This window comes from Streptomyces sp. NPDC045968 (genome assembly GCF_056430475.1).
On record NZ_JBWKLF010000009.1, the window covers coordinates 114106 to 128417 of the forward strand.

The 14312-nt window shown below is 72.8% G+C and carries 13 protein-coding genes; 6 read left to right on the forward strand and 7 right to left on the reverse strand.

Annotated features, from left to right (window positions below; all coding sequences use genetic code 11):
* Window positions 1-111: 111 nt before the first annotated feature.
* The 6 genes from AC07FA_RS25310 (at window position 112) to AC07FA_RS25335 (ending at window position 5108) form a co-directional block, all read left to right on the forward strand.
* Window positions 112-1980 carry an MFS transporter gene (locus AC07FA_RS25310; RefSeq protein WP_479078448.1) on the forward strand — a complete coding sequence of 623 codons (1869 nt, stop codon included), beginning with the start codon at window positions 112-114 and terminating at the stop codon, window positions 1978-1980.
* Between the two features lie 115 nt (window positions 1981-2095).
* Window positions 2096-3037 carry an adhesin gene (locus AC07FA_RS25315; RefSeq protein ID WP_479078450.1) on the forward strand — a complete coding sequence of 314 codons (942 nt, stop codon included), beginning with the start codon at window positions 2096-2098 and terminating at the stop codon, window positions 3035-3037.
* 183 nt (window positions 3038-3220) lie between these two features.
* On the forward strand, window positions 3221-3739 hold the full coding sequence (locus tag AC07FA_RS25320; protein ID WP_479078452.1) for a hypothetical protein: 519 nt from the start codon (window positions 3221-3223) through the stop codon (window positions 3737-3739).
* Between the two features lie 62 nt (window positions 3740-3801).
* Entirely contained in the window at window positions 3802-4299 is a 498-nt protein-coding gene (locus AC07FA_RS25325; protein ID WP_479078454.1) for a DUF2975 domain-containing protein, read from the forward strand.
* Window positions 4299-4547: a helix-turn-helix domain-containing protein gene (locus AC07FA_RS25330; protein ID WP_479078456.1), complete on the forward strand. Its 249-nt coding sequence runs from the start codon at window positions 4299-4301 to the stop codon at window positions 4545-4547. Before AC07FA_RS25325 ends, AC07FA_RS25330 begins: the two co-directional genes overlap by 1 nt.
* Window positions 4548-4694: 147 nt before the next feature.
* The gene (locus tag AC07FA_RS25335) at window positions 4695-5108 is read left to right on the forward strand and encodes a hypothetical protein (protein WP_479078458.1); all 414 of its coding nucleotides are present in this window, start codon (window positions 4695-4697) and stop codon (window positions 5106-5108) included.
* On the opposite strand, the gene AC07FA_RS25340 is transcribed toward AC07FA_RS25335, so the two are convergent.
* The 7 genes from AC07FA_RS25340 to AC07FA_RS25370 form a co-directional block, all read right to left on the reverse strand.
* Window positions 5098-5895, reverse strand: a complete 798-nt coding sequence (locus AC07FA_RS25340; protein ID WP_479078460.1) for a helix-turn-helix domain-containing protein — start codon at window positions 5893-5895, stop codon at window positions 5098-5100. The two genes, AC07FA_RS25335 and AC07FA_RS25340, sit on opposite strands and share 11 nt — an antisense overlap.
* A gap of 58 nt (window positions 5896-5953) precedes the next feature.
* Complete coding sequence (locus AC07FA_RS25345) at window positions 5954-7156, reverse strand: type III PLP-dependent enzyme (protein WP_479078461.1); 1203 nt, start codon at window positions 7154-7156, stop codon at window positions 5954-5956.
* Window positions 7153-8913: an IucA/IucC family protein gene (locus AC07FA_RS25350; RefSeq protein ID WP_479078463.1), complete on the reverse strand. Its 1761-nt coding sequence runs from the start codon at window positions 8911-8913 to the stop codon at window positions 7153-7155. Before AC07FA_RS25350 ends, AC07FA_RS25345 begins: the two co-directional genes overlap by 4 nt.
* Window positions 8913-10217, reverse strand: a complete 1305-nt coding sequence (locus tag AC07FA_RS25355; RefSeq protein WP_479078465.1) for an MFS transporter — start codon at window positions 10215-10217, stop codon at window positions 8913-8915. Before AC07FA_RS25355 ends, AC07FA_RS25350 begins: the two co-directional genes overlap by 1 nt.
* Before the next feature lie 6 nt (window positions 10218-10223).
* On the reverse strand, window positions 10224-11999 hold the full coding sequence (locus AC07FA_RS25360; RefSeq protein ID WP_479078466.1) for an IucA/IucC family protein: 1776 nt from the start codon (window positions 11997-11999) through the stop codon (window positions 10224-10226).
* Window positions 11996-13183, reverse strand: a complete 1188-nt coding sequence (locus AC07FA_RS25365) for an ATP-grasp domain-containing protein (RefSeq protein ID WP_479078468.1) — start codon at window positions 13181-13183, stop codon at window positions 11996-11998. The genes AC07FA_RS25360 and AC07FA_RS25365 overlap by 4 nt, the downstream gene beginning before the upstream one ends.
* 98 nt (window positions 13184-13281) lie before the next feature.
* On the reverse strand, window positions 13282-14301 hold the full coding sequence (locus AC07FA_RS25370) for an ABC transporter substrate-binding protein (RefSeq protein ID WP_479078469.1): 1020 nt from the start codon (window positions 14299-14301) through the stop codon (window positions 13282-13284).
* Window positions 14302-14312: the final 11 nt, after the last annotated feature.

A 14312-nucleotide genomic window follows, 5' to 3' on the forward strand; every position in this document is an offset into this window, starting at 1 on the left:
CGGCGCCTCCTTCCTGATGGGGGCACGTGTTAGCGTCCCCAGGCAACTCAGGGCCCCGGGACGGCGTCCTTGAGGACGTACGGGGCCGGCGGAGGACGGGGAGAGACCGTAGTGACCACCGCGGAGCCGAGACCCGGCCGTGCGACGGACCGCGTCACCGGAAAGAACGGTGCCGACGGAAGCGGTACGAGCAGCAGCGGCGGTACGCGAATACCGCTGCCCGCCCCACGCACCCCCGAGCCCCTGGCCGTCCCGCCGTCCCCCAGCCGCGGGCAGCGCCTGCTCCGGCACCCCGTCACGCTGGCCACGGCAGCCGCCGCGGTCACCCACGTCCTGTGGTTCTTCTTCTTCGCGAACAGTGGCGGCGACATCGCCGCCCAGGACGCCTGGGCCGAATTCGTCGGCCGGCACCCGGGAACCGCGTACAACCTCGCCTGGTACGGGGGCATGCACCCCGTCTCGTACAGCGTGGTCTCGCCCTATCTGATGTCGCTCCTGGGTGTCCGTACGACGATGATGGTCGTCGGTACGGTGTCGGCCGCGCTCACCGCGCTGATCCTCGTGCGGGTGCGGGCCGTCCGTAACCCTCTCGCGTGCTCGCTCGCCGGAGCCTTCGCGTATCTGTGCAACGCGCTCTCGGGGCGGGTGACGTTCGGGCTCGGCATGATGTTCGCGCTGGGAGCGGTCGCCGCCGTCTTCTGCTGGCCGTACCGCTGGCGGTACAAGCGCTGGGCGAAGGCGGCCGTCGCCGCGCCCCTCGCCGGACTCGCGACCGCGGGGAGCCCGGTCGCCGGGCTGTTCCTCGGAGTGGTGGCGGCGGCCCTGTTCCTGAACAAGCGGCGCCCCGGCGCGTACGCACTGGGGCTCGCCCCCGTCGCCGTGGTGGCGCTGTCCTCGTGGCTGTTCCCCTTCTCCGGTACGCAGCCGATGTCGCTCGGGACGCTGTCGCTGCCTTTCGTCTTCGCGGTCCTCGTCTTCCTGCTGGTGCCGAAGGACTGGCGCACGGTCCGCACCGCCGCCGCCGTGTACGGCGTGGGGACCCTGCTCACGTACGTGATCGACTCGCAGATCGGCTCGAACGTCTCGCGCATGGCGATGCTCTTCGCCGGAGTCGTCCTGCTCGCCGCGCTGCCGTACACGGCGCCGCGCAGCCGCCGCTGGTACGCCCTGGTCCTGGCCTTCGCCGGGCTGAACCTCTGGATCGGCTTCAAGGGCGTCGACGACATCGTCCGTACCGCCCCGGACGCCTCCTCGGCACGTGAACTGGCCCCGCTGGTCCACCAGCTCCGGCGGGCGGGGGCCGAGCGCAGCCGGGTGGAAGTGGTGCCGCCCAGCAGCCACCGGGAGGCGTCCGGTCTGGCGCCGTACGTCAATCTCGCCCGGGGCTGGAACCGGCAGGCGGACATGAAGCGCAACCCGCTCTTCTACGACGACACGCTGAACGCCGTGAACTACCGGCAGTGGCTGGACCGCTGGGCCGTGAACTACGTGGTGCTGCCCGAAGGCTCGCTCGACTCCAGCGGGACCGTGGAAGCGGCGCTGATCGAGGAGGGCCAGCCCTATCTGACGGAGATCTGGGGCGACGAGAACTGGACGCTCTACCGCGTCCTCGACCCGGTGCCGATGGCCGACCGGCCCGCGACGGTCGAGCGGGCGGGGGCCGACACGCTGACCATCCGCGTGCAGGAGGCGGGCCGGGTGCTCATCCGGATTCCGTACTCGCGCTGGCTGGCGGTCGTCGACGACCAGGGCAGGAGCGTGGAACGTCCGCAGGAGACCGAGGAGTCCAAGCGCCGTTCGGAGGAGGACGGGGACGCCGAGAAGTCCTTCGACAACGTGCACGGCTGCCTGATCAAGGTGGACGAGGACCCGGAGGGTGACGAGTGGACCGAACTGCTCGCGCCCAGGCCGGGGGTGTACCGGCTCGCCGCCCCGTACCAGTTCCCGCCCGGCACGCCGTGTCCCGAGGAACTGGGCTGACGCCCCCGCGCCGCGCGGGATGACGCCCGGCGCCCGGCCTGCCGATGCGGATCGGGCGAGTAAATCGTGCACGATGTCTCCCTCCGGGCGCACGCCCCTGGCAAGGTGTGCTGCCATGAGGTGCCAACACTGTGGTGGTGAACGGCGGGGCGCGCTGCCGGGCATGGTCTGTCCCGGCTGCGGTTCCGTGGCCCGTTCGGCGGCCGGGGACGGCTCGTGGATCGCGCGCGAGACACTGACCGGCCGGATATCCACCCTGCCTGGACCGCGCAAGGCGCTGCTGGCGGCGGGAGTCGTGGTGGCGGCCGGTGGTCTGGTGACGGCCGTCTGGTTCCTCGCGTCGACGGACGGAGGAGGCTTCGGCGGGGGCCGCCCGGACACGGCGGGCCGCGCCGACGCCCTGCCCGCTCCCGTCGGCGGGGCTCCGAGCCTGATCGGCCCGGGCACCGAGGGCCCGCAGACGCCGCCCGACGCGACCGGGAGCCCGCCGGGGAAGCCGGCCGCGACGCCGTCCCGTACGGCGGAGCCGCCCCCGGACGGGCCCCGCTACCGCTACACGGCGTGGGCGGGCCCCGGCTGCCCGGCGGGTGAGTACCGCGAGTACGGCCGCTTCGAGAACGGCGACGCGGGCTGGTACACCGTCGACTCCGGTGGTTTCGCGGGCGGTTCGTGCGACGGCCGGTTCAGCGCCGTCCCCATGTCCGGCAGTCCCACCGAGGACCGGGGCAACACCGCCGTCTGGTCCTGGCACCTCGGCAAGGGCTTCCGGGAGTGCGCGCTCACCGTCTTCGTGCCGAGGAGCGTCCGGGACCGCGATGTGGCGGGCGACCCCACCTTCTACCGGGTGCTCTCCGACCCCGACGACACGGACTCCGCCTATACGGGCTTCGCCGTGCGCCAGCCGGATCACCGGGGCGCCCCGGTCGGTGTGAAGAGCTTCCCGGTCAAGGGCGCCACCTTCGCCGTGCAGCTGCTCGACCGGGGCCGCGACTGGGGCGACGAGGAAGTGGCGGGCGCGCATCACGCGGCGGCCCAGATGAAGGTCTCCTGTCGCTGAGAAGCCCTACCGGACGAACGTCAGCCCGGCGGCCGGGGAGGTGTTTCCGAACGAGCCGGGGGTGCGGTGGGGTGTACGGCCCGGTGAAGGGGCCGCACATGTCCGGGTGGTGCCCCCCGCCGGGCTCAGGGGGGGCGAGACGGTTCGGCCGGCGCCGAAGCGTCCGGGCCCTACCGTCCGGGTATGAGCGACACCGCAACGATTCCCGACGACGGCACTCCCCTCACCGACGGGCGCGACCCGGCCGGGGTGGTCACCGGCATGGTGAGCCACGTGCTGGCGACGGCCTCGACCTGGACCGCCTGGGACGGCGTGCCCGTCGCCGCCGGTGAACGGATCTACACCCCGCACAAGGCCGTCCGGCGGGTGGCCGACCACATGGTCGACCATCTCGCGGAGCTGGAGGCGCGGCTGGCGGGCGAGGAGACCCGGCCCGACCGCTGGCACGCCTCGGCGGTCACGACCGCCGCGGACCTCGCCGCGTTCACCCCGGCCGATTTGGACGAGGCGCGCAGTCGCCTCGTCCGGCTCGCCCGGATCTGGGCGAACCGGCTCGACGCCCTGACCCCCGACCAGCTCGACCACTCGCCAGGAACGGGCTGGACCTTCCGCCAACTCGCCTTCCACATCGCCGAGTCGGCGTACTACGCGGACGCGGTCGGGAGCCTCGCGCCGGAGTCCCCGCCCGGCCGGGCTACCTGAATCCTTGCGGCACCTATCGTTTCTCGATAGATTTCGATCGTCGGTCGATCGAGGGAGACGTGATGGGAAAGCTGACAGTGCTCGCGCTGCGCGCCGTGCTCGTGGTGCTGCTCGCCGGTTCGGTGTTCGTGGAGGCGGTGATGGTGCCGCTGCTGGCCACCGATCTGAACGGGCTGGACGAGGAGTACGCGTATCTGCGCACGCCGTTCCTGGTGATCACCGTCCTGGGTGTCCTGACGGCCCAGGTCGTCCTGGTCTGCGTGTGGCGGCTGGTGACGATGGTGCGGCGCGGGACGGTGTTCTCCGAGGCCGCCTTCCGGTACGTGCACATCGTGATCGGCGCTTTCGTGGCGGCCGCCTTCCTGGTGTTCGCGCTCGGGGCCGTTCTGGCGCCGGGCGAGGCCGTGGCGCCCGGTATCGTCCTGCTGCTCGGCGGGGCCGGTCTTGCGGTTCTGGGGGTGGCGCTCATCGTGCTCGTCCTGCGGATGCTGCTCGCGCAGGCCGTCGCGCGCGATGTCGAGGCCGCGCAGATGAAGGCCGAGCTGGACGAGGTGATCTGATGCCGATCGTCGTCGACATCGACGTGATGCTGGCCCGGCGCAAGATGTCCGTCGGTGAGCTCGCGGACCGCGTCGGCATCACGCCCGCGAACCTGGCGGTCCTCAAGAACGGCCGGGCCAAGGCGGTGCGCTTCGCGACGCTCGCCGCGCTCTGCGAGGTGCTCGACTGCCAGCCGGGGGACCTGCTGCGGTGGGAGGCGGAGGAGGACGGGGACGCCGAGGAGGCGCAGGACGCCGTCGCCGGGTGACGGGGTCGGTGGAGCATTACCTCGCGGGTAATCGACCCGTTTCCCGGCGACCGGCATGGTGGTTCCACCGGGTTCCGAGGCGGCTTACCCCGCCTCGGGATCCGTCCCACGATCCGCGTGCACGTCCCCGATGGAGGCTGATTCCCGATGTCCGTGACCACACTGTCCGGCCTCGCCCGCACCGCCGAACCGCTCACCATGCTCCGCCGGTTCCTCGCCCTCGACGCGGTGGTCACCGGGGCCAACGGCCTCGCCTACGTGGCCGCGTCCGGACCGCTCGGCCGGCTGCTGGGCGTCGACCCGACGCTGCTCCTCTGGATCGGCGTCTTCCTCCTGGTGTACGCCGCCGACGTCGGCTGGCTCGCCTCCCGGCGCGAGCCCTCGGCCTTCCTCACCCGCGTGGTGATCGAGACCAACATCGCCTGGGTGGTGGTCAGCATCGCCGCACTCGCCCTCTGGCTCACTCCGACCACGACCGGTGCGGTGTGGGGTCTGATGCAGGCCGGCACCGTGGGGGCCTTCGCGGCCGTGCAGTTCGGGGCGCTGCGGCTCAGTCGCTGAGTGAGCGGAGGTAGGCGGCGGTCGCCTTGTCCGCCGGCAGGAGTGTCTCGATGGCCAGCTCGGCCACCGTCACGTCCATGGGTGTGTTGAAGGTCGAGATCGACGAGATGAACGACAGCACCCGGCCGTCGTGCTCGATCCGGAGCGGCAGCGCGAAGTACGGGACCGGCTCGGCCGGCTCCACGCCCGCGTCCCACACCGGATACGCCGACACCTCCTCGTACAACGCGCGCAGCGCCTCCGAGCGGACCAGGGCGATCTGCCGTTCCATCTGGGCGAGGAGGTGGCCACGCCACTCCCGCAGATTGCGAATCCTCGGCGCCAGACCCTCCGGATGGAGGGTCAGGCGCATCGCGTTGAGCGGGGGAGCGAGCAGCCGCTCCGGTACGCCGTCCAGGATCATCGTCATGCCGTTGTTGGCGGCGACCACGTTGTAGGTCGCGTCGACCACGAACGCCGGGTACGGCTCGTATCCGGCGAGCAGTTGCAGCAGACCGGAGCGCAGGGTTTCCAGCGCCGGGTCGTCGAGCGGGGTCTCCGGGTACACGGGTGCGTAACCGGCCGCCAGCAGCAGGGAGTTGCGCTCCCGCACCGGGACGTCCAGGTGCTCGGCCAGCCGCAGGATCATGTCCTGGCTGGGGCGCGAGCGGCCCGTCTCGACGAAGCTGATGTGCCGGGCCGAGGAGTCCGCCCGCAGGGCGAGCTCCAGTTGGCTGAGGCGGCGGCGCTCACGCCAGCCGCGCAGCAGGGGCCCTACTCCCGTATCCACCGCGACAGTCGAGGTCATGCGGCCACCGTAGCCCGGTCCCGGTCCCGCGTCGTGGCGCGGAGGCCGCCAGGGGTCTTCACTCCAGGAAGTGGAAGCCCGGCCGCGGGTGCATCAGGAAGTCGTGGTGCGAGATGTTCCAGGCGTACGCGCCGGTCAGGGCGAACGCCACCCGGTCGCCCGCCCGGAGCCCCGGTGCCGGAACGGAACGGGACAGTACGTCCTTCGGGGTGCAGAGCTGGCCGGTCAGCGTCACGGTGTCCTGCCGGGCGCCGGGGCGCGGCCACGGGTGGGGCCAGGTCTCCACGGGGAGCACGGCGCACGGCTGGTCGTGGCTCTTCGCCGCGGGGGTGCGCAGATGGTGGGTGCCGCCGCGTACGACGGCGAACTCCTCGCCGTGGCTGTGCTTCACGTCCAGCACCTCGGTGGCGTACCAGCCGCAGTACGCGGTGAGGGCCCGGCCCGGTTCGATGCGGAGCAGCAGGCCGGGGTGGGCGTCGGCGAGGGCGCCGAGGCCCTTGCCGTAGGCCGCCCAGTCGTAGCGGGCGGCGGGCCGGGTGTAGTCGACGTTCATGCCGCCGCCGATGTTCACCTCCGGCAGGGGGATGCCGTGGCGGCCGGCGAGCGCGAGCGACCAGGTGACGATCGACTCGGCGACCGCGAGCTGCTCCGGAGCGTCGAGTCCGCTCGCCAGATGGGCGTGCACGCCGCGCAGTTCGAGCTGCGGGTACGTGCCGTCGGTCAGCAGACGTACGGCGGCGTCCGCCCGGCCGGGGTCGAAGCCGAAGGGGGTGGGGCGGCCGCCCATGGCCAGGGAGCTGCCCTCCAGCGTGCCCGCCGCCAGCGGGAGGTTGAAGCGCAGGAGGACCGCGACGCGCGCGTCCGGGGCCCGCAGCGCCGCGAGGTGCGCCAGCAGGTGCAGTTCGTGCTCGCTCTCCACGTGGAAGCGCTCCACGCCGAGGTCCAGGGCGGCGGCGATCTCCGCGGGCGTCTTGCCGGGGCCGCCGAAGGCCAGCGGGCGTCCGGGAACGGCCTTGGCGACATGGGTCAGTTCGCCGCCGGAGGAGACCTCGTAACCGTCCACGTACGGTCCGAGGGCCTCCAGGATCTCCGGCTCCGGGTTGGCCTTCGCCGCGTAGTACAGCTCGACGCGCCCGGGCAGGGCCGCCCGTACCGCCGCGGCGTGCGCGCGCAGGGACGCCAGGTCGTAGAGGTAGGCGGGCAGCTCGTCGGGGGAGAGGGCCAGCGCGCGTGCGCGCACCACGGGGGTCGGGGAGGTCATCGGTTGCTCCAGGGGGCGGCGAGGCAGTCGGGCCGGGTCGCTCCGGAGAGCAGGTCCGCGGCGAGGGGCGAGGGGAGGCGGACGTAGGCGGCCTCGCGGTCGGCCTTGCGCCCCCAGCGGGTGAGCAGGTTGGCCTTGGCGGGCAGTGGTACGCCGGCCAGCAGGGCGCTCAGGCGGGGCGGGCAGCCGTGCTCGTCGGCGTACTTCTGGAGAGTGGTGCGCACCTGGGCCCACAGTGCGGTCTCGGTGTGCGGGTGGAGGTCGGCGAGAGCGGCGAGTGTCTCGGCGACGTGGTTGACCAGCAGGCAGTAGACGACGCGGTCCCAGCCGCGCTGCGCGTCGTAGGTGAGCGGGCCCGCGACCTCGGGCGGGAGAGAGGCGAGCGTCGCCGCGTGGAATTCGGGGACGAGCTTGGTGCCCTCCAGGTCACGGAAGAGGACCTGGACGGGCAGTCCGTCGCGGTCGACACAGACGAGGACGTTCTGGAGGTGCGGCTCCAGGACGAGGCCGTGGTCGAAGTACGCGGCCAGGACGGGCGGTACGAGCAGATCGAGGTAGGCCGCCCACCAGTCGAGGGCGGCCTGCGGGCCCCCGCCGTCCAGCAGCCGTGAGATATGGCCGGGGCCGGTGGGGAACTCGTCGGCGACGGCGCCCGCGAGCAGCGGGGTCGTACCGGGCAGCAGCCGCTCCGCCAGTCCCTCGCGGACGATCACGCCGAAGCCCTCCAGGAGCCCGACATCGGGCCGCCCGTCCGGCCCCGGCACGGCCAGGCTGCGGTACGCGGGCTCGCGGAGCATGGCGCTGCCGGGGAAGCGGGTGGCCAGGTCGGCGAGTGCCGGTGCCAGGACGCGGGTCAGGGCCACGGCGCCGGAGAGTTCGTAACTGGAGTTCTTGCGCAGGCAGTTGGTGATGCGGATGTTGAGACTGAACTTGAGGAACGAGTCGCCGTCGTACAGGGTGCGCACGGACGCGGTCGCCGTGAACGGGTCCTCGCCGGGGCCGAGGTCGAGGATGTCACCCCGGTCGAGGCGTTCCCCGAGCGCGGGGTGCTCGTGCAGCAGCTCGTACTGCCAGGGGTGCACGGGCAGCAGACGGTACCCCTCGGGCACCGGGTGGAGGCGGTCGAGCGGGGCGGTGGCCCCGGCACCGGTGGATTCCTCGGCGATCAGGTGGTCCCGCACGGCGAGCATCCGCAGCGGGAAGGAGGCGGCGGCCTCGGGGGCGTACGAGGACCAGGCGGCCGGGTCGCCGCTGCGGGCCTTGGGCGTGGGGTGGAAGCGGTGGCCGAGCAGGAGGGACTGTTCCGACGCCAGATACGTGGCCAGGGCGCCGCTCGCGGGGTCCGGGGTCCGGCGCGGTGCGGCGAGGGCGGCCGAGACCCCCTGATGGCTGGAGCGGACCTGGTCCAGGAACTCGTCGTTGGCCACGCCCGTGCGGAGCGAGAGTTCGGCGTGGATGTACTCGGCGAGGCGGAACCAGTCCACCTCCTTCCAGCCGCCGTCGTGCTGTTCGGTGACCGGGCCCCTGAAGCGGTGGGCGCCCAGGAGCGAGGTGCGGCGCAGGGCCACGCGGAGCAGCACGCCGCGCCGGGGCAGCCGCAGCAGCAGATGGCCGTCGACGACGGCCGTCTGGTGCTCGGGTCCCGAAACCTCGCGGAGCAGGCAGTTGAGCAGGGTGTGCGCCACGGCCCGGTCGGCGCCGGGCAGCCCGGCCGGCGTCGAGGGGTGTGCGCGGGCGGTGCCGGTGGGCAATGACATCAACGGCTCCAGCGGGTATGGGTGCGGATGCGGTGCGGGCGACGGGCCAGGGCGGGGAGGGCGACGGTCAGCACCGCTCCCACGGCCACGGCGGTACCGATGAGCAGGGGGGCGGCCGGCCCGAACGCGCTGTTGCCGGCCGCGGCGGCGACACCGGCGGCGACCGCCCCCGCCTTGGAGACGAATTCCAGCGTGCCGAACATCCCGCCGGGCGGCCGGCCCTTGGCGCAGTCGGCGGCCAGCATGGACAGGCAGACCAGACCGAGCGTGAGGCCGACGCCGAGCAGCAGGCGTACGGCGGTGAACGCGGCGAGGGTGTCGGCGGTGCCGTGCCCGGCGAGGCCGAGCGCGATGAAGGCGAAGCCGAGGGCGATCCCGGTCCGCGGGCGGCCCTCGAACGCCTTGTGCACCTGCATCGCGCACACGAGGTAGAAGAGGTGCGGCAGCGCGAAGAGCACACCGGAGACGACCGGGGAGATGCCGGGCACGCGCTCCCCGACCAGAGAGATCAGATAGGGGAAGGAGATGACGGTGGAGAAGACGAAGGCGAACTCGTAGGCGTAGAGCGACCGGAGCGGGGTGGCGGGCTCCATGGTCCGGGGCCGGGGGAGGCCCGGCGTGAGGGCGGACGGCTCGGGTGCCGGGGACGGTTCCGGCGCCTCCGGCGGTTGGACCGCCGTGGACGGTTCGGGTGCCGCGGGCGTCCGGCCCGGTTCCGGCAGCGCGGCGAGCATCACGGCGGCGGCCAGGGGCAGCACCGCGAGCAGGGCGTACTGGCGGTGCGGCGAGACCCAGGGCGACAGGGAGCCGACCACGATCGGCGCGAAGACCAGCGCCGCCCGGGCCGCTCCCTGCATCAGGGTGAGCGCCCTGGACAGTCCCGGGCCCTCCAGCGCCGCCGCGAGGTAGCCGTTGGACGCGGCGAACGTACCGCCGAGAATGCCCTGGAGCACGAGCGCGGCGGTGAACGTGGCCAGGGAGTCCGCCCACCCGGCGAGCAGGAACGACACGGCCAGGCCCAGCTGCGCGCGGAGCAGCAGCCTTTTGCGCCCGTAACGGTCGGCGAGGCGGCCCCACAGGGGAGCGCCCAGCGCGCCGAAGACCGTCGGCACGATGTAGAGCAGCCCGGCCCACCGGGCGGCGGTGTCACCGAGCTCGGGAAGGATCACGGTGAGGTACGGGGGCAGGCCCAGCGCGGCGAAGGACGCCACGAAGTAGCAGGCGGCCACGGCACGGACCTGGCGGCGGCCGAACTCCGGCCTGGTGTCCGCGGGTCCTGTCGTCGTCCTGATTCCGGATGTCATCGCGACTCACACCCCAGGCAGCAGGTAGTTGGGTCCTGTCGTGTAGTGCTTGTTGATGTCGGCCGCGCCCGAGCGCTCCTTGGTGAGCAGGGTCCCGGCGCTCACCATCGCCTTGACCGGCAGCCGCTCCGCGTCCAGCACCCGCCGGCGCAGTACGGTGCCGGGCTCGCCGGGACCGGTGCCGAGGCGGTCCACGGCCTCGCCGAGCCGGTCGCGTACGAGCCGCAGCAGTTCGTCGAGCGGGGCGCGGCCGTGCCGGGCGAGCCCGAAGGCGTACGCCCCCGCGCACAGGTGGACGGTGATGGTGGTGAACAGGTCGACGACCGGCCCGTCGCTGTCGCCGAAGATCCGCGCGTCGTCGAACTCCGCCGGGCCGGGGGCCTGGGGGCCGAGCGCGCCGCGCAGCCTGGCCGCGTGGACGCGGGGACCGTCGTTGTCCTTCAGCAGCAGCCGCAGACGGGTCCGGTGCGCGTGCTCGTCCAGCACCAGGGAGATGTTCTGCTGGTGGGACTCCAGGGCGATGCCGTATCCGAAGAGGGTGGTCTGCCAGTCGAAGAGCAGGGTCAGCACGGCGTCGAGGAGGGCCGTCGTCCGGCCGCCGTAGAAACGGTCGGCGAGGTGGTCGGAGAGCAGCCGGCCGTCGGGCGCCCTGCTGAGCAGCGCCGCCATGGGCAGGACGACGGCGTCGTCGAGTCCGGCCGGGTAGCGGCGGCAGAGGACGGCGAGCAGCTCGTGACCGGCGTGCGCGTACTGGGTCTCGTCGGCGTGCAGGATCGTTTCGCGGAACCGGGGCTCCCGGGCGATCACCGTTTCGATCAGCCGCTGGCCCGCGGCCCCGTCGACCAGCGTGCCCGGCTTGATGGTGCGCCGGTTGCGCAGGCCCAGGGTGGCGGTGGCCAGCGGGAGCTTGAGGTGCAGGGTGGGGTCGGAGGCGAGGGCCACGGTGCGCATCGACAGCGTCGGGACGACCTCCGGGTGCGGCCGTCCGGCCAGGACCGCCGTCCGGTCGAGCCCGGTGGCGCGCAGCGCCTCCCGCAACGGGGCGCCGAGCGTCAACGGATGTACGGGGAGGGCGAGATGGCTGCCTTCGAGCTCGGGCAGCCCGGCCGCCGAGGGCGAAAGCCAGGTGCTGGACCCCCGCACGGTGACGGCCTCCCGGGGCAGGGCGAGCGTCCGCAGCGCGAAGGTCGGGTGGAACTCCGGTGCGTACATGCGGAGTTGTTCGTCGGTGAGCCCGGACCGGCCGCGTCCGGTCGGATAGACGGGGTGGTCGAGGCGGGCCGCGAGCGTGTCGTGGGCCAGCCCGCCGGCCAGACCCGTCCACTCGGCCGGGTCGCTGCCGTAGCGGCCGGCGAGTCCGGCGGAGACCTCGTCGCGGGTCGCGTCGTGCAGCCGTACGGTGGCGAGGGTCTGCCGGCACTCCTCGGCGAAGGCGTCGAATCCGGCCCGGTCGGCGGGGTCGGCGAGCTGCCGGAGCGCGGCGAGGATCGCGTCGGTCGTCAGCAGCCGTGTCCCGTCCGGCTCCTGGCGGAGCAGCGGGAGCCGTGCGGCCAGTTCGCACTGGTAGCCGTCGTCACCGACAGGCAGCAGCAGCGCGTCGGGCGCCCCGGACGCCCGGTCCGCGGCGCTGGTGGGCAGCCGCAGCCAGCGGCCGTCGCGCCGCTCCACGACGGCGCCGCGGGTCCGCAGGCCGACCACGTCCTCGCGCAGCAGCGCGCTCAGTACCCGCAGCACCAGCTCGCCCTCGGCGGTGTCGCGCTCCGTGGTCGCGGGGGCCGTCACGGCGTTATCTCCCAGCGCCGTGCGGCCAGGAAGTCCGCCACGGCCCGGTCCACGGCTCCCTGGTCGGTGCCGGTGGCGCGGACGACCCCGAGGTAGTCGCGGTTGGTGCCGTACAGCTCGTGCCGTTCCCCGGTGCGGCGCAGCGGCCGGTAGGTCAGCTCGACGCCGTCGGCCCGCAGGTCCGCCGCTTCGGGCGCGGCCGTGAGCGTGCCGGCGCGCTCGGCGCACGGGTAGTCGATCCGGGCGCACCCGTCGGCACGGGCGCCGAGCGCGGCGGGCAGGGGCTCACCCAGGTGCGTACGCAGGATGTGCTCGAAGAGCGGGATACCGAGCAGCTGCTCCAGCAGCAGATCGCACTGGTCACCGATCGCCCGGTAGTTGACCTCGATGATCCTGGCCCGCCCCTCGCGCACCACGAACTCGGTGTGGCAGGCGCCGAAGCCGACACCGAGGGCGTCCAGCTGGGCCAGTACCTGCTGGAGGACGGCCGGCGGATGCGAGGGCACGAACCGCATGCGCTCCTCGATGAAGTACGGGGGCGCGGACAGCTCGGTGTGGAAACCGCCCAGGACGTGGCGTACGTGCCCGTCGCCCAGCGTCTCCAGGGTGTACAGCTCTCCGGGGAGATACTCCTCGACGACCAGCGCCGCGTCCGGCCGTCGCTCCCGGATCTCCTTGCAGCGCAGCGACAGCTCCTCGGGCCCGGCGACGAGCACCACGTCCTCGCTGGCCACGCCCTCGCGCGGTTTGACCACACAGGGGTACGGGGCTCCGGCGGCCAGGGCGTCGGCCGGCTCGCCCGCGGGCAGCTCGGCCGACCACACGGCGTCGGCTCCGGCCGCGGCGAGGTGGCGGCGCATCTGCGCCTTGTCCTTGGTCCGCAGCGTGGCGCGCCAGTCCTTGCCCGGCAGGCCGAAGTAGTCGGCGGCCAGGGCGGCCTGGGTCTGGAGGTGGTCGCTGTTGGTGAAGACGGCGGCGGGCGCGTGGTGCGTCGAGATCCGGGTGATGACGGCGCGGAAGTCCCGTACGTCGCACGGGAGGGTCTCGATGTCCGGGTGGGCGAGCAGATGGGGATCGGGCCGGTCGGTCAGCAGGGTGATGCCGAGGCCGAGCCGGCGGGCCGCGGGGAGGAAGCCCTCGGTGACCGAGTCGGTGGGATTGAGGGCGAGAACGTACAACCGCATGGGGACCACTTCCGGAGGACGACGGAGGGCGCGGGCGCCGACCGGGGGCGGGCCGACGGTGCGGCCGTCGGCCCGCCCCCGTGGTGGTGACCGGTGCGCTACTTCTTCGGCAGTTCGACGCCGGTGGCCTTGGCCACGTCGGCGAGCATGTTCCCGGCGGCCTGGACACCGATGCCGGACATCCACGTCTCGTCCGGGACGGTGAAGACCTTGCCGTCCTTGACGGCCTTCAGGTCCTTCCAGACGGGGTTGGACGTGACGTCCTTCTGCTGCGTCTTGTCGGGCTCGTCGGCGACCGTGACGAAGACGAGGTCGGCCTCGGCCTTGTCGATCTGCTCGGGGCTGACGTCCAGCATCGTCATCGCGGGGTCGTCGGAGTTCTGCGAGGCGGGGCGCGTCAGACCGATGTCGTCGAGGACGATGCCGCTGTACGCGGACTTCTGGTAGAGGCGGGTCGGCCCGGCGACGAAGCGGACGACCGAGGCGGACGGCATCGCACCGTCGTACTTCGCCTTGATGGCCTCACCGAGGGCCTTCGCCCTGGCCTCGTAGCTCTTCAGCGCCGTGTCCGCCTGCTTCTCCAGACCCAGGGCCTCGGCGTGGACCTTCAGGTTCTCCTTCCACGGAGCACCGGTGGTCTCCGTGAACACGGTCGGGGCGATGCCGTTGAGCTTGTCGTAGACCTTCTCGTGGCGGACCTTGGAGGAGAGGATCAGATCGGGCTTGAGCGAGGCGATCAGTTCGAGGTTCGGCTCCTCCATGGGGCCGACGTCCTTGACGTCACCGATCTTGTCCTTGAGGTAGTTGGGGAAACCGCCCTCGGTCTTCATGTGCGGGGAGACCGCGCCGACCGGCTCGATGCCGAGCAGCGTGACGTCGTCCAGTTCGCCGGTGTCGAGGACCACGACCTTCTTCGGTTTCGCGGGGATCTCGGTGTCGCCCATCGCGTGCGTGACGGTGCGCGGGAAACCGGCGTCCGCGGCGGCCCCCGCCCCGGCCTTCGTGTCGTCGGCCGGCTCGTCGCTGCCGCAGGCGGCGAGCGTTCCGGTGCCGAGGGCGACGGCGAGCAGTACGGCGCTCAGCCGGCGGGTGCCGTGCAGGGGAGCTCGTGTGGTCATGAGGGTTCTTT